Here is a 21,550-nt window from a genome sequence, read left to right on the forward strand (position 1 = left end):
GACACCGTGACTGCCGACAAAGACAAGCCCGAGCTGACAGAAGAAGAACTCAATGCCCGGCACGCGGACAAGATGCGCAAGAAGAAGGCCGCGCGTGACAAGATCATGGCCACCAAGACCATCGAAAAGGGTCTGGTGATCGTCCACACCGGCAAGGGCAAGGGCAAGTCGACAGCCGGCTTCGGTATGGTGTTCCGCTCCCTCGGTCATGGCCACAAGGTCGGTGTTGTTCAGTTCGTCAAGGGCCGGATCGAGACTGGTGAGCGCATGGCGCTGGACCGGTTTGACGACCTGGTGACCATCAAGCGCATGGGTGAAGGCTTTACCTGGGAAACTCAGGACCGGCAGCGCGACATTGAAGCGGCGCAACAGGCCTGGGATGCGGCCAAAGACATGATCCGCTCTGGCGATTACCGGCTGATCTTGTGCGATGAACTCAACATTGTGCTGCGCTATGATTATCTCGACATCAACGAGGTCGTGGATTTCCTGAAAAACGAGAAGCCGGAAGACGTCCATGTTGTCATCACCGGGCGCAACGCCAAGGACGAGCTGATCGAGATCGCTGACCTGGTCACAGATATGACCCAGGTGAAACATCCATTCCGGTCTGGCGTGAAGCCGCAAGAAGGCATCGAGTTCTAAGATGCCTTTTACGGTCATGCGCGCAAGCAGCGCTGATGCCCACGAGATTGCACGGCTCTTGCGCCGGTCAATTGTGGAACTTTGTACATCCGATCACGGGAACGATCCGGATCGGATCGAGCCATGGCTGGCGCGAAAGACCGCTGAAAGCATCGAGACCTGGATCGATGGGCCGGGCGGAACTTTTGTGGCTCAAGATCACGACAAGAAGGTCCTCGGGTTCGGCATGGGCAGCCCGCAGGGGCATGTTCTATTGAACTATGTCCTTCCCGAAGCCCGGTTTACAGGTGTCAGCAAGGCGTTGATGCGGGCCGTGGAAGACTATTTTCGTGACCGTGGCCTCGATGAAGTCCACTTGAAAAGCACCAGTACGGCGGAAGGGTTTTACCGAGGGCTCGGTTACACGGAGACCGGTGAAAGCGACACCGACCTTGATATGACCTTCCGCGGGTTCAAAAAGGCGATCTGACAATGGGCAAGCTGTTTGATCACACTCTTAGAAATGCATCCCTGGACCACGCGGAAATTGTGCGCAAGTTCGAGCTATACCGCACAATCGTTGAGTTTCTGGCAGCGCTTTTGTTTGTGATTGGCAGTATCTTTTTCTTTTATGACAGCCTTCTGTTTGCCGGAACCTGGCTCTTTCTGATTGGCTCAATCCTCTTCGGCGTGCGGCCGACCATCCGCCTAATGCTGGAACTCAAGCTGGCGAATCTGCCCGTTCCGAAAGAATTCCGACCCTATGGCGCGCCTCCCGTGGACGGCAGTTCTTCGGAATGACCGCTAAGTCTACACCTCGGACACCGGCCATAATGATCCAAGGGACCGGCTCCAATGTCGGCAAAAGCCTGATTGTGGCCGGGCTTTGCCGGTTGTTCGCCAATCGCGGCCTCAATGTGCGTCCGTTCAAACCGCAAAACATGTCCAACAATGCAGCCGTGACGGCCGATGGCGGCGAGATCGGCCGGGCGCAGGCCCTTCAGGCCATGGGTTGCCGTGTGCCTTTGACCGTGCATATGAACCCTGTTCTGCTCAAACCGGAAACCGACACGGGCGCGCAAATCATCGTTCAGGGCAAGCGTTTCGGCACCATGCGTGCGCGTGAATACGGAAAACAAAAAGGCGAGTTATTACAAAAGGTTCTGGAAAGTTTTTCAGAGCTGGAATCAAGCTCCGATCTGATCCTTGTCGAAGGTGCCGGCAGTCCGGCTGAAATCAATCTGAGGTCCGGAGACATCGCCAATATGGGCTTTGCCGAAGCCGCAGACCTGCCGGTGATCCTGTGTGCCGATATTGACCGCGGTGGGGTAATTGCGTCTGTGGTCGGAACACACGCCGTTTTGGAACCAGATGAACAAGGCCGGATCAAGGGCTTTTTCATCAATCGGTTTCGGGGTGACCCAAGCCTCTTTGACGATGGCATGCACGAGATTGCCCAGCGCACTGGCTGGCAGGGTCTTGGCGTCGTACCGTGGTTTTCCGATGCCAGCAAACTGCCTGCTGAAGATGCGTTGGATCTCTCAAGTGGTGAGGGGACTGGTGAGATCAAAATCGTCGTACCCGTGATCTCGCGGATCGCGAATTTCGATGATCTCGACCCCTTGCGGATGGAACCGGATGTTACTCTTGAGTTGATCGGACCTGGGTCGCCGTTGCCAGGAGATGCCGATGTTGTGCTTCTGCCAGGGTCCAAGTCGACCATCGGCGATCTGGCGTTTTTCCGCAAACAAGGCTGGGACGTTGACCTTAATGCCCATGTCCGCCGCGGCGGTCACGTTCTCGGGATCTGCGGCGGGTATCAGATGCTCGGCAAGACCATTTCCGACCCGGACGGGGTTGAAGGCACAGCTGGTACGGTCGAGGGACTGGGCCTTTTGGATGTCGAGACAATTCTGACACCTGAAAAATCCTTGGTTCAAGCGTCTGGCAAACATCTGGCGACGCGGGCAGCCGTATCCGGCTATGAAATTCACATAGGCCGCACGTCCGGACCTGATTGCGCCCGGCCGTATCTCCACATCCGGGATGCCAGTGGTGCTCCCAAACTGGATGGGGCGCAATCAGCTGATGGCCGCATTGCCGGAACTTATCTGCACGGGCTTTTCACCGACGACGGGTTCCGCAAGGCCTATCTGAAAGGTTTTGGGGCCGTTTCCGACCTTGCCTATGATCAGCGGATTGACGCGGTTCTGGACGGTCTGGCAGAACATTTGGAACGTGTATTGGATGTTGAGGCGATCTTGCAGATTGCCAAATCCCGGACGTAGACCGGCTATGCGTTTGATGTGACTGGTCAGATACACGCAACTCGTGTAGGCGGGATAGATGGCAACACTCGCTTCCCCCACACGTCTGTCGAAACCGGCCGCTGGTATCTTTTTTGTCCTGGCTGGCGTCACAGCCATTTCCATCAACGACATGCTGATCAAGCAGCTGTCTGGCGGCTACCCTCTGCATCAAATGATATTTGCGCGTTCGGTAATCGGCCTGATCTTCATGGTGGTGTTTGTCCATTTTGAAGGCGGCTGGACGATTTTGAAAACCCGGACACCGGTTTTGCATTTGGTGCGCTGTGTGATGGTTTTGATTGCCAATATGAGCTTTTTCACAGCGCTCGCCGTGGTGCCGCTGGCCGACGCAACTGCCTTGTTTTTTGTTGCGCCGCTGCTGATCACTTTGCTGTCCATACCGATCCTGGGTGAAAAAGTTGGTCCCTGGCGGCTTGGTGCGGTTGGCATTGGCTTTGCCGGTGTCGTCCTGATGATGCAGCCTTGGAATTCAGACCTCAAAATCGAGGGTGGGCGGCTGGTCCTGATCTTGCCGGTCATTGGGGCGGCTGCCTATGCGATGATGCAGGTTCTGACCCGTAAGCTTGGGGTCGCTAGCAAGGCCTCGGCACTTGCGGTCTATCTGCAATCCGGATTTTTGATCGTGTCCATCGGCTTTTTCCTGGTGGCGGGCGATGGTCGGTACGCGGAAGGTTTCGACAATGCCAGTATGCAGTTTTTATTGCGCGCCTGGATCTGGCCGCCGGAAGACGATCTCTTTTGGTTTCTGGCCCTTGGCCTGTGCTCGGGTGTTGTCGGCTACACCATGTCACAAGCTTATCGGATTGCCGATGCCGCAACCATCGCCCCGTTCGAATACATCGGACTGCCTATGGCTGTCTTCTGGGGTTGGCTGATGTTTGGAGAACTCCCGGGTGCCGTGGTGTTTGCCGGGATCGGCCTCATTGTCGGCGGCGGCCTTTTGGTGTTTCTCCGGGAGCACCAGAAACAAAGAAAGCTGGCATCGAGCAATGATATTGGGAGGCGGTAGGCTCTTTGGTTTATTGCCGCTCCCAGACCACCATCTGATTGTTGGCCGGCATGGCGTGGTCAGCGCTGAAAGTCAGGCCTGCGTTTTGCGCCAGTGCGTCGAGCGCTTCAAAGTCGCGAATTCCGCTGACCGGGTTCCAGTCTTTCAGCTGTAAATCAAAGGCCGCGTTGCTTTCCGTTGTGAAATCGCCGCCGTATTTAAGCGGGCCGTAGACACAGAGCACGCCCTTTTGTGTGCTCAAGACTTCAGCGACCCGTCCAAAAAACTGCTCCACGTGGCCAAATGACATGATGTGCAGCGTGTTCGCTGTGAAGATTGCATCGAAAGCCTGGCTGGTATCAGGCGCTGGCAGCGGCCAAGGAGCCTCGGCGACATCCAGGGCAAGTGGTGCCGGCGTCCGTGCGTTTCCGCTTGCATTGAGGCGTTCGGTGATCCCTGGAATATTTTCGGAAAGATCGCTGCATTGCCATGTGATGTGCGGCAGGGCTGTTGTCATATGAACCGCGTGTTGGCCTGTGCCGCTGCCGATTTCCAAAACCTGGTGCCGGTTTTTCAAGATGGGCTGCAGCGTGTCGCGGATGACATCCTTGTTGCGGTCGGCGGCAGCAGAAAAGGGGAGCATGAGGAGATCCGTCAAAGAGGTGAGAAGGCAAATGCTAAGATGAGAACCAAGAGGGCTTCCAGCCCAAAAGCACCCAAAAGCAGGATGAGGCTCCGGGAAATGTCTTGCGCATTGGCCTCCCGGCGCCCGTTTGCATTCATGTAGGGATCATCGACCGTATATCCAGGATATTTGCGGGGCCCTGCCAGGGCCAAACCCAACGCTCCGGCCATTGCTGCCTCCGGCCAGCCCGCATTTGGAGAGCGGTGTTTTTTGGCGTCGTTCAAAATCGCCTTGAAGCTTTTGAGGATCGAGCCGCCCGCCAGCGGTGCGGCAAGCGCCAGAAATACGCCAGCCAAGCGGGACGCCGGCAAATTGATCACGTCGTCAAACCGGGCCGAGGCCCAGCCAAAGTCGGAGTATTTCTCATTCTTGTGGCCGATCATGCTGTCGGCTGTGTTGACCGCCTTATAGGCAATCAGACCAGGCAAGCCGATCAGCGCGAACCAGAACAGTGGCGCAACGATCCCGTCGGAATAATTTTCAGCGCATGATTCGATTGCTGCCCGGGATACACCCGCCTCATCCAGGCTTTTGGGATCGCGGCCGACAATCATGGCAACCGCCTTGCGGCCACCTTCAAGACCATTGTCCCGCAAACCATCGCGAACGGCTGCAACATGCTGATAAAGGCTTTTCTGAGCGAGAAAAACTGCTGCAATAAGAACAACAAGCAGGTCGCCAAAGGCAAGCGTTGTTGCCACTTGCTGAAGAACAAGACCGAAGACAATGCCGCCAGTGACCAGGATTGAGAGCGTTAAAATACCCATCGTGCGGCGGGTGGCGGCACTCCAAGCGGGCCTGTTCAACGCGGTGTCGAGCCCGCATATCACTTTTCCGATCCAGACGACCGGATGCGGTAGACGCCGCCACAACCAATCCGGATCGCCGATTACAGCGTCCAGGATCAAGGCGGCGATCAGCAGCCAGAGGGTATTTTCATAAAGCAGCATCAGGGCTGGTTAGAGCTCTTTTTGCGCCTCGGCAAGGGCCCTAGACAGGCGCTCAAGATTATCGGCACTTCCGGGAAGACCGAAGCGGATCCAGGTTGGTGCGTAATCAAAGATCCGGGTCCAGATGCGCTGCTGCGCCAAAGCCTCATGAAGTTTGGCCGCGTTGCGCGTGCCGGTCAGCGCATAGAGCGGCGTCCCGCCAAAGACGCTGAGCATGTTTTGCTGCAAGATTAGGCCCAGGTCCGCCATTTCGTCGACCAGTTGCCGGTTCATAGCTTTTTGCCATGCATGGTCTTTAAGCGCAGCAATGCCAAGCTCCAGCGCTGGACCACTTAGGCACCAGCTTTCCAAGAGCGCGTTCAGTTTTGAGGTAATTTCTGCTGGCCCTGCAAGAAAGCCGAGCCGGAGGCCGGCGAGACCAAAAAACTTGCCGAAGGACCGGAGGATCAGAATGTTCTCGTCGCCAATATGCGGCAGAAGGCTGGAACCCGGCATGACATCGGCGAAGGCTTCATCCACCACAAGATAACCGCCGCGTTCTGTCACTGTGCGTGCGATTTCCAGGAGGCTTTTGACGTCGACCAGCTGGCCGTCCGGGTTGTTCGGGTTGACGAGCAGCACAATTCGGGCATCTGCGGGCAGGGCATAGATGCTGGAAAGTTCCACCGGTTTGCGGCCGTCGCGAGTCCAAACATCGGAATGGCTTGAGTAAGTCGGCGCTGCGAGCGCCACTGGACCCTCAGGCAAAAGCCGAGGCAAGAGGGAGAGCAGTAATTGCGTGCCCGGGCCGGCTGTAAGCCCGAGGTGATCCGGCACCAAATAGGCCTGACGTGCAGCGCCAATTAGCTGATCATAAGCTTTTTGAGCGGGCAGGGCCGACCAGGCGGTTTCTGAAAACTTCGGTGGGATAGGGTAGGGATGTGGATTGATGCCGGTCGATAGATCGAGCCATTCAGCCTCAGCGCCCCCAAAGCGTTCGATCGCCTCACTCAAATCCCCGCCATGTTTCATAAAACGATAAGCCTTGTCCCGTGCCGCGTTAGGGGCATGTGTTTCTGGTACAGATATCTAGCGGATTAAAAAGACAAAAGTACAGGCAGATCGCGACCTTAGCTGGACCAGAAGCGGCAGAAACATATGTATGGCTGGATATCCGATGGTTCTGAACTGCACGCGGCGCCAGTAACTGCAATGTCAGAATTTCCAAATAGAATTTTGCAGCAATTTGGTGGCTTAGTTTCCCTTGAGTGAGGAGGTCTGATGATCCGGTTGTTTGTCTCTTTGGTGTGTGGGTTTCTCGTTGCCGCGGCTGTTTTTCAGCAGGCCAACGCGCAACGGATCGTGCGGCTTGGAATTGAGCACTACGACGATGGCTCTGAACGGTACGAAGTCTCCTTGTTAAAGCTGGCGCTTGAGCATTCTGGAGAAAACGCAGTTTTAGAAGTCATTTCTCTGGGAGACACCACCCAAGACAGGGTGCTTCTGGAGTTTGAACAAGGGCGGTCTGACTACAATGTCTTTTACAGCGGTGGCTCTCCTGACCGGGAACAGCGGTTTGAACAGATCGATATTCCGTTGAGCCGGGGACTGTTGGGACATAGGATTTTTGTAACCCGAAAGGACCAGCTCGACCGGCTCAAACACATCAAAACACTTGAAGAATTTCGCGATTTTGCTGTCATCGGATCCGGATTTGGTTGGCCGGATACCGATATTTTTCGTGCTGCCGGATTCAAGGTTGTGACAGCAGAGTGGCTGAACATCTGGAAAATGCTGTCTCTCGGCCGGACAAACCTCTTCAATCTCGGCCTACATGAAGCGCATTCGGAGAAGGAAAATTTTTCAGATATTTATCCAAACCTTACCGTCGATAACAACGTCATGGTGAAATACCGGTTTGGTTTTTTCTTCTATGTCCGGAAGGGAAATCACGCGCTTGCGGACCTTATTCAGCGCGGACTTGATAATGCATATGCTTCCGGTGCGTTCATGAGACTCTTTGAAAATCACCCACGTATTCAACGCGCGCTTCGCCATGTGGAGGATACCGATTTAACTGTCTTTGAAATTCCCAATCCCTTTTTGTCAGAGAGGCACAAAGCCATTCCTGACCGCTATTGGCATGAACTCAACTAGGACCGGTATTGACAGCCGATAGGCGATCAAAGAGAATAGAACAAACGAAGAACAAAAATACTGTGCGCGGGAATTTATGTAATGTCACACCCAAGACGAAGCCGGACGCCAATGGACTTTGACCGGCAAAAACTGCTGCAAAGCCTGGGAACTGCCCGGGCGGCTCTCATTGAGGCGCACCGGGGGATGAAACCGAAGTCGGGTCTGGCCCGTTCCGCCGATGCTGTAGTTTCAGAGATCGATGAATTTGCGCTCGTTTTGACGGGTTCCCGTGACTTCTTTCATTTGAAAGCTCATGGAACGCCTCAGGCGCGGGATGATGCCGTTTGAGCCGCCGCCACTCCGCTGGGTGAGGCTACGCCGTGTTGGGTTTCGCTGACCAGCTGATCAACCACGGCCTCCAGCTTCTCCGTGGCAATTAGGCTGTCCTCGGGTGTATCGCCGACAAGGGCGAGCTGGCGTTCCGCCGAGGTGCCGCGTTCAACAATTTTGCGGATATGGGCTATCTCAGCTTCACATCCAAAAAACTCTGCGTCTGGCGCGACCAGTTCGATTATTTCTTCAATCAGTTCTCTGAACGCAATGGATTTCTTGAGGCCAAAGTCGATCAGTTCTGAGGTTGAACCATGGCGTTGTGCTTGCCAGCGGTTCTCAGCCAGGAGGAACCCGGAGTACTGGCGCCAGCGTTGATTGGCCCGGCGGAGCCGGTAAAGCATCCGGCACAAACATCGGAATAAAGCCGCGATAGCGACTGTGTCGTCAACGCATGGGCAAACATCGGTGATCCGCATTTCCAGAGTCGGAAACCGGTCTGACGGGCGTAAATCCCACCAGATTTTCGTGGCATCTTCGATGGCGCCGGCTTGAATAAGCGTGTCGATGGTGCGGCGGTAGCCTTCATGGCTATCAAACCGGGGCGGCAGGCCGGTTCGCGGCAATTCGTTGAACACGGACAACCGATAGGATCTTAAACCCGTGACGCGCCCACGCCAAAAGGGGGAAGAAGTGCTGAGAGCCAGAAGGTGCGGCAGGAAATAGGTGATCTGATTGCATAGATCGATCCGCAGTTCCGGATCCTCAATCCCGATATGGACATGCATGCCACAAATTAGGAGCCGCTTTGCGACGACCTGCATGACACGGGCCAGATCATTGTAGCGCTCTTTATCTGTATGCGGTTGTTCCGTCCAATCCGCAAACGGATGCGTGGAGGCGGCGATTGGCGCCAGTCCGTGGCGGGCAGCTTCCGCGCCGATGGTTTTACGGAAATAGGAGAGTTCCGACCGCACTTCGTCCATGGTCGTGCAAACCGGTGTGCCAACTTCGATTTGGCATTGCAGGAACTCCGGACTGACCCGGCCTTCAAGTGCGTTTTCGCAGGCGGCGAAAAGCTCAGGCGGAGGTGAACTGGCGATCTTCCGGCTGGCCAGGTCGACAAGAAGATATTCTTCTTCAACCCCGATGCTGAAACTGGGTTCTTTCATCCCTGCAGCTTGGATTGGCGGTCTTACAAAGGTCAAGCACGGAAAAATGCGGATGGCGCATGCTGCGAGAAATATTTTGGAAGAGGTTTTGGTCGACGGTCAATATAGGGATGATGTGAGCGCTCAAATACTTGGTATCTGATTTCTGATATTGAAATACTTAACAAAATAGATGGAGATTTATCCTGAAAACTATGAAATAGAAGAGGAGTTTAAGTAATTATTCGAGTGAGGCGCCATAAACGCTGTGTTTCAAAAGCCGTTGGATGGTTCAGCGACTTATTGTTTGAAACGCATATCAGTTATATTTCTCTTCTATTTTTGCGATGGCGCCGGAGTTGCGGAGCTTAGCAAGGCGATCGGCAAGCTCTTTACTAACTTCTTTTTGTGAAAATGTGTGATTGCAAACGAGCCAAATACTTTTGGATGCAAATACTAGTGGTTTGCCAAAGAGATCCGATTGCGACTGTCCAACCATTTTGGCGATGTACCGGAAACTGAGAAAAGACCCTGCGACTGCGTCAACTCTATTGCGAACCAGCATCTTGATACTCATCAAGTAGTCGGTCGTGAAGTCTTTTTCGATTGCACGATCGCTATCATATTTTTTGTCAAGCTTCGTGCCTCTAACCGTTGCAATTCTCAAACGATAAAGATCATCGTATTTTGTAATAGTTACTCCCTTTTTTGGAAGTATTCCAATGTCAATATTCAGTCCGGTTTTTTCAATTAGAGAGAAATTTCTCCGGTTGGTATGTGTATCTGCCAAAAATGTGCAGTCTTGGGAGTTTGATAATAAGCTATCTGCTAACCTTTTGCGGGGAAGGATTTTCAAGTCAATGTTTATATCTGGCGTGTCTTGCAGTTTGCGAGCGAGTTCGTAGAATAATCCTCCGAGAATATTTTTACTCGTGAATACATACGGTGGTGTATCAAACAAGGCGAGGCGAACTCGATCGCTATCATTGGCAAACGCCAACGAGCTGAAAACGGAAACCATGAGGATCGCCAATATCTTGATGAAATTGAACATGCTCTGACGCCGCCTGGCTGTTTCGAGGAAATATAGTGCACCAGTTTGGTATTATTATGAGGGTGTCCTAATTAACTTTTTGCGCGGCCTTTGCCTTGTTCATGATGCTGGCAAAAGTACCGTCTTCTTTCATGGACCGCAGGGCATCTGAAAATCTCGCCGCTAGAGCCTGCCCCTCTTGCGAACCTTGGAAGGCATAAAAAACGTCCTGGCGGGACAACGGTGTATTCGGGTCGTATTGAACCTTGTCTTCCAATCCTGTGTTTTTGAAGGCTTTCAGGCCGGAATGTTCCTCAACAACAAAAGCATCCATCCGGCCCGTGATGAGCTTGTGCGCATTTTGCTCGTCCGTGTTGGCGCGTTCAATATGGATAAACCTGTTTTCCATCAGCTCCGGAGCATAGGCGTAGCCTCTTGTTATGCCGACATATTTTTCTTCTAGCTCAGGAACGATCCGGAGTAGTTCCTCGCCTTTTCGAGTGAAAACAAAATCTTCCTTTTCGTAAAAAATCTCCGTGGGTTTTGTGTATTTGATCCCGGTAGCAAAAAACACGTCGAGTGCTGGAAAAATCACATCAACGTCTTTGGTGGAGAAATAAAGGAGGGTCCGCTTTGGCGGCATCAAGATGATATCCGCCTCCAGATTGGCGCGTTTCAGAATTTCATTGGTTAGCTCGATGAAGATACCGTTTTCCTCATCAACAACCATCAACGGAATGACAAAGGTTCCGATGCGCAGTTTGCGGGGTTCGCTCGATTGCGCTCGGTCGCTGCCCGCCGCCAGGAGGAGGGCAAGAACAATGACGGCTGAAAGACCAAAGCGGTTTCTCAAACGCAATAACATCGGTTTGGCTCCGTTACCTTCTCTTGGACCGATCGCATACAGGTTTACGAGCGGTCTTGTGGCGTTCTAGCGGGCCTGATTAGCATTTAATGTTGGAATGCTGTGGCCATAGCCGCGCACAATGGCGTGTTATTCGAGCATGTATGTTCCTGTGTTGTCTTTTTGGTTCTAGCTGTGGCCAAACTTAAAATGCGGCACAGTTTCGCATGTTATGTTTGGCCTTTGGCGCACAGCATTCGCCGGTCTCAATTGTCGAAAACACGCCTATTATCAGGCTTCCTTTGAGTTCATCATTCAATCCTTTAAGAATACTTATGAACATATGAAAATAGTGTCTTATGTATGGTGCTGATTTCTATGCGAGCTGAAATAAAAGTGACAATCATTAGTAGAACATTTTGATTGCTATAATGAAATATCGGCGCCGCAAAGAGGTGATAGAACGTAGTCTTCGAAGAACTTTCGAGCGGCAGATTGTCGCTTGTGTGAAAGCCGAAGCTTTTAGGGCAATTCATATCCGCAGGTTTGCTGATTGTGCCGTGGGCTTACCGATCCTTGTGCGGGCAGATCTCATTGAATGGGATATGCGCAGGATTGCATTGGCAATGCGTGGCTTGTTTAAAACAGGAACAAAATTGTCCCACTTTTTCTAGCCCGTGTTTTAGTGGGACGATTACCCGCTAAAAGGTCAATAAAAACAATGTGGGAAGAAGAATGGAGGCCCCGACCGGAATCGAACCGGTGTACACGGATTTGCAATCCGCTGCGTCACCACTCCGCCACAGGGCCCCTCGGTGGTGTGCCGCGCCTTATCAAACACTTGAGGCGGTAGGTCAAGTCCAGAATGCGGGGGTTGGAACATTTCCACTGTGACATGCATCTTTGCCCAGTCAGCGGACGTGCTGAGACAAAAAGAACAGCAAAATCTGATGGGATCGGGCAACCAGGTTCATCTGGTGCTTGTCAGCGCAGCTTTGCCTCGGTATGGATCCTGCCAACGAGGTGCCGGTATGCCGGCAATTCATATGAGGGCCGATATGACGGACTTTAGCCAGTCCCGCCGCAAAATGGTGGACAACCAGCTGCGCACCAATGATGTAACAGATCACCGGATCTTGGATGCCTTGGAAGCGGTGCCGCGCGAAAAGTTCGTTCCCGCATCCAAGCGTGCTGTTGCTTATATCGACGAAGACCTACCCGTCGGCGCGAGCGGCTCAAACCGTTTTCTGATGAAACCGCATATTTTCGGCAAGCTGGTTCAGCTGGCTCAAATCGGATCTGAAGATGTTGTTCTGATCGTCGGTGCGGGAACCGGATACAGCTCCGCCGTGGTTGCCAAACTCGCCGCATCAGTGGTCGCGCTGGAAGAGAATGAAGATCTATCTAAGGTCGCTACTGATCTTCTCGTGGAACTTGGAACGGAAAACGCCGTGGTTGTCGATGGACCTCTTGTGAAAGGGTATGCCTCTGAGGGCCCATACGACATTATCTTAATCGATGGCGCTGTGGATGACTTGCCGGAAGCTCTTCTGGAGCAATTGAAGTCAGATGGGCGTCTTGTGGCAATCGAAGGTCAAGGTGGCTCTGGCGTTGCCAAACTATATCAGAAGTCGGGTGACGTGGTTAGCGGTCGTTTTGGGTTCAATGCATCGGCAGCTCTGCTGCCCGGATTTGCCCGCGAAGCCGAGTTTTCTTTTTAAATAAATCCTTCATTTGGGTATCGGATAAAGCCTAGGCCACTGGGCCAGGCTTTTCCTGCGCAACGGCTTTCCAAAGTGCCCCAACGCGAGCTGAAAATGTCTGTTGCTATTTAGCCGCACTGAAAGAATTTCGGAAAAATTGATCCGATCTTGGTTGAAGATAGACACCGGTGAGTTTACTCAAACGTGAGTCAAAGTGAGTGGTCCGGAAGGAGTGTAGAGTGTCTGGTCGTTCAAAATTGAAAGCAATGACACTGTCGGTTGCGCTTCTTAGCGGTGTGGCCGCCGCGACAACGTCTGGCCTGTTCCTATCGCCGGCACAGGCCGAAACGATCCGTGATGCTCTGTCTTTGGCCTATGCCAACAACCCGACTTTGAATGCAGCGCGTGCGCAATTGCGCGGTGTTGATGAAAACGTCCCGCAAGCCCTGACCGGCTGGCGTCCGACAGCGTCTGCCGCGGCCGCGGTTGGATCGGTCCACTCGTCAGTAAATGGTCGGCAGGCGTACCGGAACAATGCATCTATTTCGCTGACACTTAGTCAGGCGCTTTTCCGTGGTTTCCGGACTGTGAACTCCACTCGCCAGGCAGAAGCTGTTGTACGGGCTCAGCGCGAAAGCTTGATGTCGAGCGAACAGGACACGCTTTTGAGCGCAGCTACGGCTTATGTGGATGTGATTCGTGACACCGCGCTCGTATCTCTGCAGCGCAGCGACCTGGCCTTCCTTCAAGAACAGGTTCGGGCAGCAAGGGACCGGTTTGATGTGGGTGAGGGCACCCGCACAGATGTCTCACAAGCCGAAGCCCGTGCCGCGGAAGCCCAGGCGGGTTTGAATACAGCGCTGGCCAATTTGAACACCAGCCGGGCTATTTACCGGCAGGTCGTCGGTGTCGAACCCAAAAGCCTCTCCGCAGACACCTCGATTACGCGCGCCGTGCCGAAGTCGCTTGATGTGGCCTTGAAAGCCAGTGAAGAACAGCAGCCGCTGATTCGCCAGGCGCAACACCTAGTTGATGCTGCGATCTTCAATGTTAAAGCCATCGAAGGTGAGTTGTTGCCAACGGTCACGTTGGACGGCAGCATTGGCCGGAGCTGGAATCCGTCCAGTACGGTTGATCAAAGCAACAACGCCCAGATCTTCGGCAACGTCAGCATTCCGATTTATCAAGGCGGTGGGGTTTACTCCCGCGTTCGTCAGGCAAAGGAAGAACTGGGCCAGACCCGTCTGCAGCTTGATGTTGCCCGCGACCAAGTGCGAGCGAATGTGATTTCCGCTTGGGGGATCTTCCAGGCCGCCGAAGCATCCATCATAGCGGCTCGCGCCGCTGTGGAAGCCCAGAAATTGGCGTTGGAAGGTGTGATTGAAGAGCAGCGCGTCGGTCAGCGGACCACCTTGGATGTTCTTGACGCGCAGCGTGATCTGGTGACACAGCAATCGAATCTGGTCACCGCGCAGCGCAACCGGATTGTTGGCGGCTATCAGCTTGTTGCCTCCATTGGCCAGCTTGATGCGGCTTCTCTCGGTCTCAATGTCGCGATCTACAATCCGAGTCAGCATTACAAAGCTGTACGCGGCAAGTGGTTCGGTTTGCGGACGCCAGACGGGCGTTAACCGCGAAAAACCCAAATTTAGACACTTCTTATAGGTGCTGATAGAATTCCGGCTTTAAGCCGGATTTCTTGTTTGGGCACTCGGTCAATCATGTCGAATCGGCTGAATTTCGTGAATGGTTTACAAAAAGCAGACTTAAAAGGGGAAAAGACGCTCACAGTTTGTGCTGCCGCTATGATCGGTTCCAGATGATCCGCATAATTTCCTTAACGAATCATCCGGGATTTCTGGTTGGAGCGTAGAGTAGCCGACAAGTACGGGGGACGTCATGGCAGAGGCGAGCAAGGCTGAAGAGCCGTCGATGGAGGAAATCCTCGCATCGATCCGCCGGATCATATCCGATGAGGACGCCCAGAGCGCAGACTCCGGTGATACAGACAATGATGAAACCCCTGTAGCAGCAGAGGCGGAGGATTCTATGGGTGACGCCTCGGAAATGTCACAAGACGATCTCGACAAGCTGTTCGACATGGACGGCGACGACGACGTTGCTGAAGACGATGGTGCGGACGACATGGCTGCGGCTATGATGGCTGATGCCGAAGAGGATGAGGGTGAACCCGCCGATGACGACGAAGACGTCCTTGAGCTGACTGAAGAACTTGCAGTCGAGCCAAGCGACGATCTTGAAATGGTCGAGGGCCTTGCCGAAGATCTTGCGCATCCTGATAGCGATGTTTCCTTTGCGCCAGACCCAGAGCCGGCCGCTGATTTTGAGGTGGAAATTGAGCCCGCGCCGGAGCCCGAAGCACTGTTTGAGCCGGAACCCGCTCCTGCGCCCGAACCGCCGGTCATAAATGCAAAACCTATCCCGGACGAGCTGCCGAACGTTGCACCGGAAGGACCGCTGACGTCGGCCGCGACCGGGAGCGCGGTTCATGCAGCGCTCGACAATTTCTCCGATATGCTGATCAGCACGCAGGCACAGACGATTGAAGAGATGGTGCGCGAAATGTTGCGCCCGATGCTCAAAGCCTGGTTGGACCAAAACTTGCCGCCAATGGTGGAACAGATGGTCAAGAAGGAAATTCAGCGGGTCATCCGCAGACGAGACTAAGAGCCTATCGGTAGATGTTTTTTCAGGGGCGGCCAGAGATGGCAGCCCCTGAATTCGTTTTGGGCGATATCCGTACACAGTCCGTACCACTCGCAGTCCTTGCAAGCGTTGCGAATCGACCCGTCTTTGAACCGCGCGCGCAGCTGGGAGATGGCATTGTTGTTAAGCGGAAAGGTCCTGGTGGTCAGGTCTAAATCAGGAAGAACCGCGGCAATGTCACCAGCGGCCGCAATATCTCTTTGAGAAACACTGTCATTGTGGCAATGACAGTCTTCTTCACACAGCATTGGTTCGCAGATCTCGTCAGGCCCACCAACCAGTTCGATATTCTCCCCGGCATTTAGCCGTTTGATGATGGCCGTGTAGTTGGCGACGAAGGCAGGCGTGTATCCCTTGCCAGCGAATGCTAGCATGCAAAGCAGATGATGGGCACGAAGACGAACAGTCATGGTGGCTTTATGACAGGAAATTCGCTCACGACAAAGGACCTTAACCATCCAAGTTCGGCCCAGTCATAACGGTTTCTGAGGTCCGCGTAATGAGGGTATTTCAGGTCGTTGCCGATATTTGGAAGATGAAGCGTGAGGCAAACGATCCACTTGATTTTCACCAAATCCCTGCCAAAGAAATCGTAGCCAGGTTCGATCAAGAATCTCTGGACAGGCAGGGGACACCGGCCAAATGACATCGCGGTCCCAGATTGTTGAGTTAGGTAGGGGGTTAGTGAATCCCTGGGAAATAATGCCAATAGTGAGTAGGGATTGCCGCCATTTCCGGCGTTAGATTTGGATTTTCGACCCGAATTGGGCGGCGGTCATCCAAGTGCAAGACCGAAAAGGCCTTTTGAATCATTGGGTGTGTCCGGAAAAAACGGATGAAACTCCCATCTGCATAAGCGGCTTCCAACCCGTTCGTAATTGCTTTTGCAAGATCTGCGTCATGCTTGCCGGTGAAAAAGATGAACGGAAAGCGGTCGTAGACCAGGACGATTTCGCCTTCGATATCGTAGGTAAGATCAGAGTGCTGCTCTTTCTCCGGCAGGATTTCGACAGCACCACGGGGAAACGCATCCCCTTGATATTTTGACAGTAGGCCGTAAAGCCGATCTTTCCGGGCTGTTTCTACTGTCAGTCCAGCGCCTTCTAAGATGGCCACATCGCCCCAGCCAATCCCTTGCAAAAACGTCATATTTTGCAAGTCACGAATTGTTCTCACCTTTGCAAACTTGGGCTGAGTTCCGGCCGGAATAGCAATAATGCGCGCCCCTAACAGTCCGCGCATCAGAGGAACGCGAATGGGAATGGCTATTTTTTCATACGCTTTGGACGTGCCACCTGCATATAGGTTGAACTCGGTATCTGCTGGATCCGCGAGTTTTTCCATCACCTGAGAGCCGGTCAGGTTTTTCGTGCCTTCAGGAAAAGAGATGTTAAACGGTCGGTTCTGTTTGGAAAGGGCAAGCTCAAGCAGCGGCACAACGTAGTCTTGAATGGCCATCCGTTGCGGAATTTTGATTTCCAACGGTTCATTTGCAAGTGCGCTTCCCGCGGCAAATAGTGCGGGCGAAAAAGCAAGGAGCCATCGAGCTCTTAAGTGTTTCCAGAACATCTAATTAAGTCTCTGACCCATTTAGTCGTCGTGAAAGTAGACCGGAAAAATGCTGCTCAATTCCTAATTCAATCAAATAGAGACATATCTTGGATAGCTGTTGTTTTTACCCTCTAGTCAGAACTTCGGATGGCCGGAATGGAATATGGGGACATCTAATTATCGTCTGTTCGGCTTAATTATCGTCTGTTCGGCTCACCAAGAGGGGGCGGCGATCAATGAAGCGCCGATACCTGCCGGTTAAGCCTTCTTATGCGGTTGACTTGGGCGGCAGCTTCCGATTTACACGGGGGCTCACGATTTTCTGAAAACTCTCCCTTTGAGTGACCCTGATGCTGGATAAAACCTACGATGCGGCCAGCGTTGAGCCGCGGATTTACGAAACCTGGGAAAAGGCGGAGGCCTTCAAGGCTGGAGCCGGTGCCAAAGAGGGTGCCGATGCCTTTACCATCGTAATTCCGCCACCGAACGTGACGGGGTCCCTTCACATGGGCCACGCACTCAACAATACCCTGCAGGACATCCTCGTTCGCTGGAAGCGCATGCAGGGCTATGACGTCTTGTGGCAACCGGGTACGGACCATGCCGGTATCGCAACTCAGATGGTTGTTGAGCGTGAGCTGATGGAAAATCAGCTGCCGGGGCGCCGTGACATGGGCCGCGACGCCTTTGTTGAACGGGTTTGGGAACAGAAACGGAAGTCTGAAGGCACGATCCTCGGCCAATTGAAACGTCTCGGCGCGTCCTGCGATTGGAGCCGGACCGAATTCACCATGTCGCCGAACCTATCGGACGCTGTCTTGAAGGTCTTTGTCGAGCTGTATCGGCAAGGCCTGATTTACAAGTCCAAGCGATTGGTCAACTGGGACCCGAAATTCGAAACTGCGATCTCAGATCTTGAAGTTGAGAACATCGAAGTCGATGGTCACATGTGGCACTTCAAGTATCCGTTGGCTGGTGGCGAAACCTACGAGTACGTCGAAAAAGACGAGGACGGCAACGTCACGCTCCGCGAAACCCGCGACTACATTTCCATCGCCACGACCCGCCCGGAGACCATGCTCGGCGATGGTGCGGTCGCTGTTCATCCAGATGATGAGCGCTACAAACCGATCGTCGGCAAGCTCTGTGAAATTCCAGTTGGACCAAAGGAACACCGCCGTCTGATCCCGATAATCACTGATGAGTATCCGGATCCGGACTTCGGGTCCGGTGCGGTGAAGATCACTGGTGCACACGACTTCAACGATTATCAGGTTGCACTTCGGGGCAGGATCCCGATGTACCGCCTGATGGACACCAAAGGTCATATGCGGGCCGATGGTGCACCCTACGATGAAGAAGCGAAGAAGGCGCAGGCGATCATTGATGGCGCCGAGATGACGATCAATGAGGTTGATCTCATCAACATCGTTCCAGATGACCTGCGTGGTCTCGACCGGTTCGAGGCCCGTAAGCGGGTAATCGATCAAATCACGGCCGAAGGTTTGGCGGTGACTGTTGCCTCTGATCATCCGGATGTTTCCTGGATGAAGGGGCGGGCTCCTGAGTGGGATACCAAGGGTAAGGCAAAAATCCAGAAACTTGGAGAGGACGAAGAAGGTCCTGCCGAGTTGCCGATGGTCGAATCCAAAAAGATCATGCAGCCATTTGGCGACCGCTCCAAGGTCGTGATTGAGCCGATGCTGACCGACCAGTGGTTCGTCGATGCCAAGACGCTGGCAGAACCGGCACTAAAGGCAGTTCAGGACGGCGAGACAAAATTCGTTCCCGGCAACTGGGACAAGACCTACTACAACTGGCTGAACGATATTCAGCCATGGTGTATTTCCCGCCAGCTGTGGTGGGGTCACCAGATCCCTGTCTGGTACGACGAAGACGGCAATGAATTCTGCGCCATGAGCGAAGAAGAAGCTGTTGAGATGGCCGGCGGCAAAACCTTGACCCGCGATGAGGACGTTCTCGACACTTGGTTCTCGTCTGCGCTGTGGCCATTTTCCACGCTCGGCTGGCCGCACAAGACGCCGGAACTGGACCGGTATTACAAGACTGACGTTCTGATCACCGGTTTTGACATCATTTTCTTCTGGGTTGCCCGGATGATGATGCAGGGCATCCACTTCATGAAGGAAGTGCCGTTCCACACGGTCTATATCAATTCGATTGTTGTCGATAAAAACGGGAAGAAGATGTCCAAGTCCTTGGGCAATGTCCTCGACCCGTTGGACCTGTTCGACGCCTATGGCGCCGATGCCACACGGTACGCCCTGGCAAGCCAGGAAGTTCAGGGCCGGCGGACACTGCGTATGTCTGACCAAGCAGCCGAAGGCGGTCAGCGCTTTGCGACCAAACTCTGGAACGCTGCCCGGTTTGCAGAGATGAACGGCTGTGCCCGTGTTGAGGGCTTCGACCCGTCCACGGCCAAACACACGCTCAACCGCTGGATCGCCACGGAAATGGGCAAGTGCGTCGCTGAAGTGACCGCTGCGCTTGAAGATTACCGGTTTAATGATGCGTCCGGCGCTGTCTACAAGTTCACTTGGAACACCTTCTGTGATTGGTTCCTGGAGTTGGCGAAGCCGATCTTCAACGGCGATGATGAAGCTGTAAAAGCCGAGACCCGGGCAACCGCTGCTTGGGCGATCGACGAGATCCTGAAAGTCCTGCATCCGTTCATGCCGTTCCTGACCGAAGAACTATGGGAGCGTCTCGGCGATGAAGGCGTCAAGGCCGACAAACTCCTGATGCTCACCGAATGGCCGCATGCCACCGTTTCTGACGATGCAGCTGCAGGCGAGATCAACTGGCTGGTGGATCTCATTTCCGAAATTCGCTCGGTCCGCGCTGAAATGAACATTCCGGCAGGCGCGAAGGTGCAGCTGGTTGTTGTTGGCGCGAATGATCAGACCAACGGCCGGATCGCCACACACGAATCTGCGATCCAGCGCCTCGCACGCGCTGAAGATGTTTCACTGGCAGATGCGGCTCCGGCTGGATCGGCACAAATCATCGTCGGTGAGGCAACCGTGTGCCTGCCGCTCGCAGGTGTCATCGATCTCGGTGCGGAAAAGGCTCGTCTGACCAAAGATGCTGGCAAGCTGGAAGGCGAGATCACAAAAATCGAGAAAAAACTCGGAAATCCGAAATTCGTTGAAAAGGCGCCGCAAGAGGTGGTTGACGGCGAAAAGGAAAAGGTGAGCGAGGCCAAGGCAAAGCTTGAAAAAATCCAAGTCGCTTTGAGCCGTCTTGCCGAAATCGGCTAACTTTTTCCAAATATCGTTGGATACAATGCCCGGACACAGGCCTTGCCGCGTCCGGGCCGCATTTCGATGCTAGCGCCGCAGCTACCGGCAGGGATATGTTTGGACTTGCGAATCTGTTTGGAGCTGATGGCCCAAGTGTTTTTTGAATTTCGAAATCAGGCGGTACGTGCCGCTGTTGTTCTTGGAAGTGTGTTGGCGGGAGTACTGCCGCAGTCGACTTTTGCTCAGGAACAAACAGAAAAAATCAAAAACCCTGTCGCCGTGTTTTCCGGTCTTGATAAGATCACCGGCCGGATCATCAATTTCGATGTATATATTGGCGAGACTGTGCAATTCGGTGCGCTGCAGGTGACCCCGCGCGTGTGTTACACGCGTCCGCAAACGGAATCGCCCCTGACAACAGGCTTTGTCCAAGTTGACGAAATCACCCTCAACAACGAAGTCCGGCGGATTTTTTCTGGCTGGATGTACGCAGCGAGCCCCGGTCTTCATGCGGTTGAGCACCCCGTCTATGACATCTGGCTGACCGACTGCAATCTGGCTTCAAAAGTACCGCCGCCGGAAGACTATGACGGCCCGCCGATTAAGGGTGTTGTAGCTGAAGGGGAAGATCCGCTTGCTGGCCCGGACGATGGAGTGGACTCAGGCCCAGGTATTCCGCGCGCAAAACCCTTCCAGGGATAGGTGGAATTCAGATCTTTTTGTTGTGCAGTTGAATGCTGGAGCGTGTTTAGCGCGCCGCGATGGATTTTCCCTTAGGCACAAATTCAAGCGCTTTTGTTGCCTTTGAATCGGTGTGTTTCCTGAGAATGCAAACAATCGCGGCGGGCTAACAAGTGAGGCGTGTAGCCCCGGTCGTTAGGCTGCCTTTTTCAGAGCTTTTTTGGCTGCTTTCAGCTTGCTTTCCTGCTTGGCGACCTTGGCCTTGCGGACTTTGACTTCTTTTTTCAGTTCTTTGATTTTGGATTTTTTAGACATCAAGTATCTCCTGGTTCATGAGGTGTTCGAACGAGGCGTTAATCAGTGGATTGGTTCTTTTGAAGAAAGTCCCGGATAAAGCCGCGGATCTCCCGGGCAGCGCTAGTATCCAGTTCGTCACATAGCTCAACAAACCGGTCCCGTTCATCGCTGCTGATGCGGATGACCAATTGACTGTCCTTCTTGGACTTCTTTGTCTTTTTTTGTTTTTCACCCATTTCAACCTCGCTTCAATACAGCTAGTGCATATGAAAACG

General features: G+C 53.6%; 21 protein-coding genes and 1 tRNA gene. 12 read left to right on the top strand and 10 right to left on the bottom strand.

The genetic code is table 11. The annotated features are described in order from the left end of the window. Positions 1 to 6: 6 nt before the first annotated feature. The 5 genes from cobO to ACOOFE_RS12360 are packed head-to-tail and all read left to right on the top strand — an operon-like array spanning position 7 to position 3,963. A complete protein-coding gene (cobO, locus tag ACOOFE_RS12340) occupies positions 7 to 645 on the top strand; it encodes a cob(I)yrinic acid a,c-diamide adenosyltransferase (RefSeq protein ID WP_420415193.1) in 639 nt (212 codons plus the stop codon). A 16-nt stretch (positions 646 to 661) separates the two neighbouring features. Further along, positions 662 to 1,114, top strand: coding sequence for a GNAT family N-acetyltransferase (locus ACOOFE_RS12345; RefSeq protein WP_420415194.1), 453 nt, complete (start codon positions 662 to 664; stop codon positions 1,112 to 1,114). Between the two features lie 2 nt (positions 1,115 to 1,116). Further along, positions 1,117 to 1,425, top strand: coding sequence for a YrhK family protein (locus tag ACOOFE_RS12350; RefSeq protein ID WP_420415195.1), 309 nt, complete (start codon positions 1,117 to 1,119; stop codon positions 1,423 to 1,425). A 32-nt stretch (positions 1,426 to 1,457) separates the two neighbouring features. After that, positions 1,458 to 2,912: a cobyric acid synthase gene (locus ACOOFE_RS12355; protein WP_420415196.1), complete on the top strand. Its 1,455-nt coding sequence runs from the start codon at positions 1,458 to 1,460 to the stop codon at positions 2,910 to 2,912. Positions 2,913 to 2,970: 58 nt separating this feature from the next. Then, positions 2,971 to 3,963 (top strand): DMT family transporter, encoded by a 993-nt coding sequence (locus tag ACOOFE_RS12360; protein WP_420415197.1) that lies wholly within the window; start codon positions 2,971 to 2,973, stop codon positions 3,961 to 3,963. A 10-nt stretch (positions 3,964 to 3,973) separates the two neighbouring features. Here ACOOFE_RS12360 and ACOOFE_RS12365 read toward each other — a convergent pair whose 3' ends face one another. The 3 genes from ACOOFE_RS12365 to cobD are packed head-to-tail and all read right to left on the bottom strand — an operon-like array spanning position 3,974 to position 6,588. Then, positions 3,974 to 4,585: a DUF938 domain-containing protein gene (locus ACOOFE_RS12365; RefSeq protein ID WP_420415198.1), complete on the bottom strand. Its 612-nt coding sequence runs from the start codon at positions 4,583 to 4,585 to the stop codon at positions 3,974 to 3,976. Positions 4,586 to 4,596: 11 nt separating this feature from the next. Beyond that, on the bottom strand, positions 4,597 to 5,577 hold the full coding sequence (gene cbiB, locus ACOOFE_RS12370; protein WP_420415199.1) for an adenosylcobinamide-phosphate synthase CbiB: 981 nt from the start codon (positions 5,575 to 5,577) through the stop codon (positions 4,597 to 4,599). 9 nt (positions 5,578 to 5,586) lie between these two features. Next, a complete protein-coding gene (cobD, locus tag ACOOFE_RS12375) occupies positions 5,587 to 6,588 on the bottom strand; it encodes a threonine-phosphate decarboxylase CobD (RefSeq protein WP_420415200.1) in 1,002 nt (333 codons plus the stop codon). Positions 6,589 to 6,837: 249 nt separating this feature from the next. Here cobD and ACOOFE_RS12380 point away from each other — a divergent pair, with 249 nt between their 5' ends. Together ACOOFE_RS12380 and ACOOFE_RS12385 are read left to right on the top strand one after the other, a co-directional pair. Continuing rightward, the gene (locus ACOOFE_RS12380) at positions 6,838 to 7,713 is read left to right on the top strand and encodes a hypothetical protein (protein ID WP_420415201.1); all 876 of its coding nucleotides are present in this window, start codon (positions 6,838 to 6,840) and stop codon (positions 7,711 to 7,713) included. 81 nt (positions 7,714 to 7,794) lie between these two features. Next, entirely contained in the window at positions 7,795 to 8,043 is a 249-nt protein-coding gene (locus ACOOFE_RS12385) for a hypothetical protein (RefSeq protein WP_420415202.1), read from the top strand. On the opposite strand, the gene ACOOFE_RS12390 is transcribed toward ACOOFE_RS12385, so the two are convergent. From ACOOFE_RS12390 to ACOOFE_RS12405, 4 genes are all read right to left on the bottom strand, one after another. Beyond that, positions 8,019 to 9,197, bottom strand: coding sequence for a carboxylate-amine ligase (locus ACOOFE_RS12390; RefSeq protein ID WP_420415203.1), 1,179 nt, complete (start codon positions 9,195 to 9,197; stop codon positions 8,019 to 8,021). The two genes, ACOOFE_RS12385 and ACOOFE_RS12390, sit on opposite strands and share 25 nt — an antisense overlap. Positions 9,198 to 9,495: 298 nt before the next feature. Continuing rightward, positions 9,496 to 10,230, bottom strand: coding sequence for a substrate-binding periplasmic protein (locus tag ACOOFE_RS12395; protein ID WP_420415204.1), 735 nt, complete (start codon positions 10,228 to 10,230; stop codon positions 9,496 to 9,498). Positions 10,231 to 10,297: 67 nt separating this feature from the next. Next, a complete protein-coding gene (locus ACOOFE_RS12400) occupies positions 10,298 to 11,074 on the bottom strand; it encodes a substrate-binding periplasmic protein (RefSeq protein WP_420415205.1) in 777 nt (258 codons plus the stop codon). Positions 11,075 to 11,789: 715 nt separating this feature from the next. Next, a tRNA-Cys gene (locus ACOOFE_RS12405) sits at positions 11,790 to 11,863 on the bottom strand. 248 nt (positions 11,864 to 12,111) lie between these two features. Between ACOOFE_RS12405 and ACOOFE_RS12410 the strand changes: the two genes are divergently transcribed. The 3 genes from ACOOFE_RS12410 to ACOOFE_RS12420 all read left to right on the top strand — a co-directional run bounded on the left by ACOOFE_RS12410 (position 12,112) and on the right by ACOOFE_RS12420 (position 15,444). After that, positions 12,112 to 12,774, top strand: a complete 663-nt coding sequence (locus ACOOFE_RS12410) for a protein-L-isoaspartate O-methyltransferase family protein (protein WP_420415206.1) — start codon at positions 12,112 to 12,114, stop codon at positions 12,772 to 12,774. Positions 12,775 to 13,022: 248 nt separating this feature from the next. Then, positions 13,023 to 14,387 (top strand): TolC family outer membrane protein, encoded by a 1,365-nt coding sequence (locus tag ACOOFE_RS12415; RefSeq protein WP_420415573.1) that lies wholly within the window; start codon positions 13,023 to 13,025, stop codon positions 14,385 to 14,387. 268 nt (positions 14,388 to 14,655) lie between these two features. Next, positions 14,656 to 15,444, top strand: a complete 789-nt coding sequence (locus ACOOFE_RS12420; RefSeq protein ID WP_420415207.1) for a PopZ family protein — start codon at positions 14,656 to 14,658, stop codon at positions 15,442 to 15,444. Here ACOOFE_RS12420 and ACOOFE_RS12425 read toward each other — a convergent pair. Together ACOOFE_RS12425 and ACOOFE_RS12430 are read right to left on the bottom strand one after the other, a co-directional pair. Next, positions 15,441 to 15,893 (bottom strand): DUF1284 domain-containing protein, encoded by a 453-nt coding sequence (locus tag ACOOFE_RS12425; RefSeq protein ID WP_420415208.1) that lies wholly within the window; start codon positions 15,891 to 15,893, stop codon positions 15,441 to 15,443. The genes ACOOFE_RS12420 and ACOOFE_RS12425 overlap by 4 nt on opposite strands. 271 nt (positions 15,894 to 16,164) lie before the next feature. Next, the gene (locus ACOOFE_RS12430; RefSeq protein WP_420415209.1) at positions 16,165 to 17,052 is read right to left on the bottom strand and encodes a hypothetical protein; all 888 of its coding nucleotides are present in this window, start codon (positions 17,050 to 17,052) and stop codon (positions 16,165 to 16,167) included. A 332-nt stretch (positions 17,053 to 17,384) separates the two neighbouring features. On the opposite strand from ACOOFE_RS12430, the gene ACOOFE_RS12435 reads away from it, so the two are divergent. Further along, entirely contained in the window at positions 17,385 to 20,315 is a 2,931-nt protein-coding gene (locus ACOOFE_RS12435; RefSeq protein ID WP_420415210.1) for a valine--tRNA ligase, read from the top strand. Positions 20,316 to 20,441: 126 nt separating this feature from the next. Next, positions 20,442 to 20,999: a DUF2155 domain-containing protein gene (locus tag ACOOFE_RS12440; protein ID WP_420415211.1), complete on the top strand. Its 558-nt coding sequence runs from the start codon at positions 20,442 to 20,444 to the stop codon at positions 20,997 to 20,999. Positions 21,000 to 21,331: 332 nt separating this feature from the next. On the opposite strand, the gene ACOOFE_RS12445 is transcribed toward ACOOFE_RS12440, so the two are convergent. Further along, positions 21,332 to 21,511: a hypothetical protein gene (locus ACOOFE_RS12445; protein WP_141186666.1), complete on the bottom strand. Its 180-nt coding sequence runs from the start codon at positions 21,509 to 21,511 to the stop codon at positions 21,332 to 21,334. Between the last annotated feature and the right edge of the window lie 39 nt (positions 21,512 to 21,550).

Origin of the sequence: Roseibium sp. (assembly GCF_965216085.1) — a bacterium.
In the GTDB taxonomy this organism is placed as follows: domain Bacteria; phylum Pseudomonadota; class Alphaproteobacteria; order Rhizobiales; family Stappiaceae; genus Roseibium.

Coding starts and splice junctions, on each gene's coding strand:
- ACOOFE_RS12345 (WP_420415194.1), top strand. CDS start 662: ATGCGCGCAAGCAGCGCTGATGCCCACGAGATTGCACGGCTCTTGCGC.
- ACOOFE_RS12350 (WP_420415195.1), top strand. CDS start 1,117: ATGGGCAAGCTGTTTGATCACACTCTTAGAAATGCATCCCTGGACCAC.
- ACOOFE_RS12355 (WP_420415196.1), top strand. CDS start 1,458: ATGATCCAAGGGACCGGCTCCAATGTCGGCAAAAGCCTGATTGTGGCC.
- ACOOFE_RS12360 (WP_420415197.1), top strand. CDS start 2,971: ATGGCAACACTCGCTTCCCCCACACGTCTGTCGAAACCGGCCGCTGGT.
- ACOOFE_RS12365 (WP_420415198.1), bottom strand. CDS start 4,585: ATGCTCCCCTTTTCTGCTGCCGCCGACCGCAACAAGGATGTCATCCGC.
- cbiB (WP_420415199.1), bottom strand. CDS start 5,577: ATGCTGCTTTATGAAAATACCCTCTGGCTGCTGATCGCCGCCTTGATC.
- cobD (WP_420415200.1), bottom strand. CDS start 6,588: ATGAAACATGGCGGGGATTTGAGTGAGGCGATCGAACGCTTTGGGGGC.
- ACOOFE_RS12380 (WP_420415201.1), top strand. CDS start 6,838: ATGATCCGGTTGTTTGTCTCTTTGGTGTGTGGGTTTCTCGTTGCCGCG.
- ACOOFE_RS12385 (WP_420415202.1), top strand. CDS start 7,795: ATGTCACACCCAAGACGAAGCCGGACGCCAATGGACTTTGACCGGCAA.
- ACOOFE_RS12390 (WP_420415203.1), bottom strand. CDS start 9,197: ATGAAAGAACCCAGTTTCAGCATCGGGGTTGAAGAAGAATATCTTCTT.
- ACOOFE_RS12395 (WP_420415204.1), bottom strand. CDS start 10,230: ATGTTCAATTTCATCAAGATATTGGCGATCCTCATGGTTTCCGTTTTC.
- ACOOFE_RS12400 (WP_420415205.1), bottom strand. CDS start 11,074: ATGTTATTGCGTTTGAGAAACCGCTTTGGTCTTTCAGCCGTCATTGTT.
- ACOOFE_RS12410 (WP_420415206.1), top strand. CDS start 12,112: ATGACGGACTTTAGCCAGTCCCGCCGCAAAATGGTGGACAACCAGCTG.
- ACOOFE_RS12415 (WP_420415573.1), top strand. CDS start 13,023: ATGACACTGTCGGTTGCGCTTCTTAGCGGTGTGGCCGCCGCGACAACG.
- ACOOFE_RS12420 (WP_420415207.1), top strand. CDS start 14,656: ATGGCAGAGGCGAGCAAGGCTGAAGAGCCGTCGATGGAGGAAATCCTC.
- ACOOFE_RS12425 (WP_420415208.1), bottom strand. CDS start 15,893: ATGACTGTTCGTCTTCGTGCCCATCATCTGCTTTGCATGCTAGCATTC.
- ACOOFE_RS12430 (WP_420415209.1), bottom strand. CDS start 17,052: ATGTTCTGGAAACACTTAAGAGCTCGATGGCTCCTTGCTTTTTCGCCC.
- ACOOFE_RS12435 (WP_420415210.1), top strand. CDS start 17,385: ATGCTGGATAAAACCTACGATGCGGCCAGCGTTGAGCCGCGGATTTAC.
- ACOOFE_RS12440 (WP_420415211.1), top strand. CDS start 20,442: ATGGCCCAAGTGTTTTTTGAATTTCGAAATCAGGCGGTACGTGCCGCT.
- ACOOFE_RS12445 (WP_141186666.1), bottom strand. CDS start 21,511: ATGGGTGAAAAACAAAAAAAGACAAAGAAGTCCAAGAAGGACAGTCAA.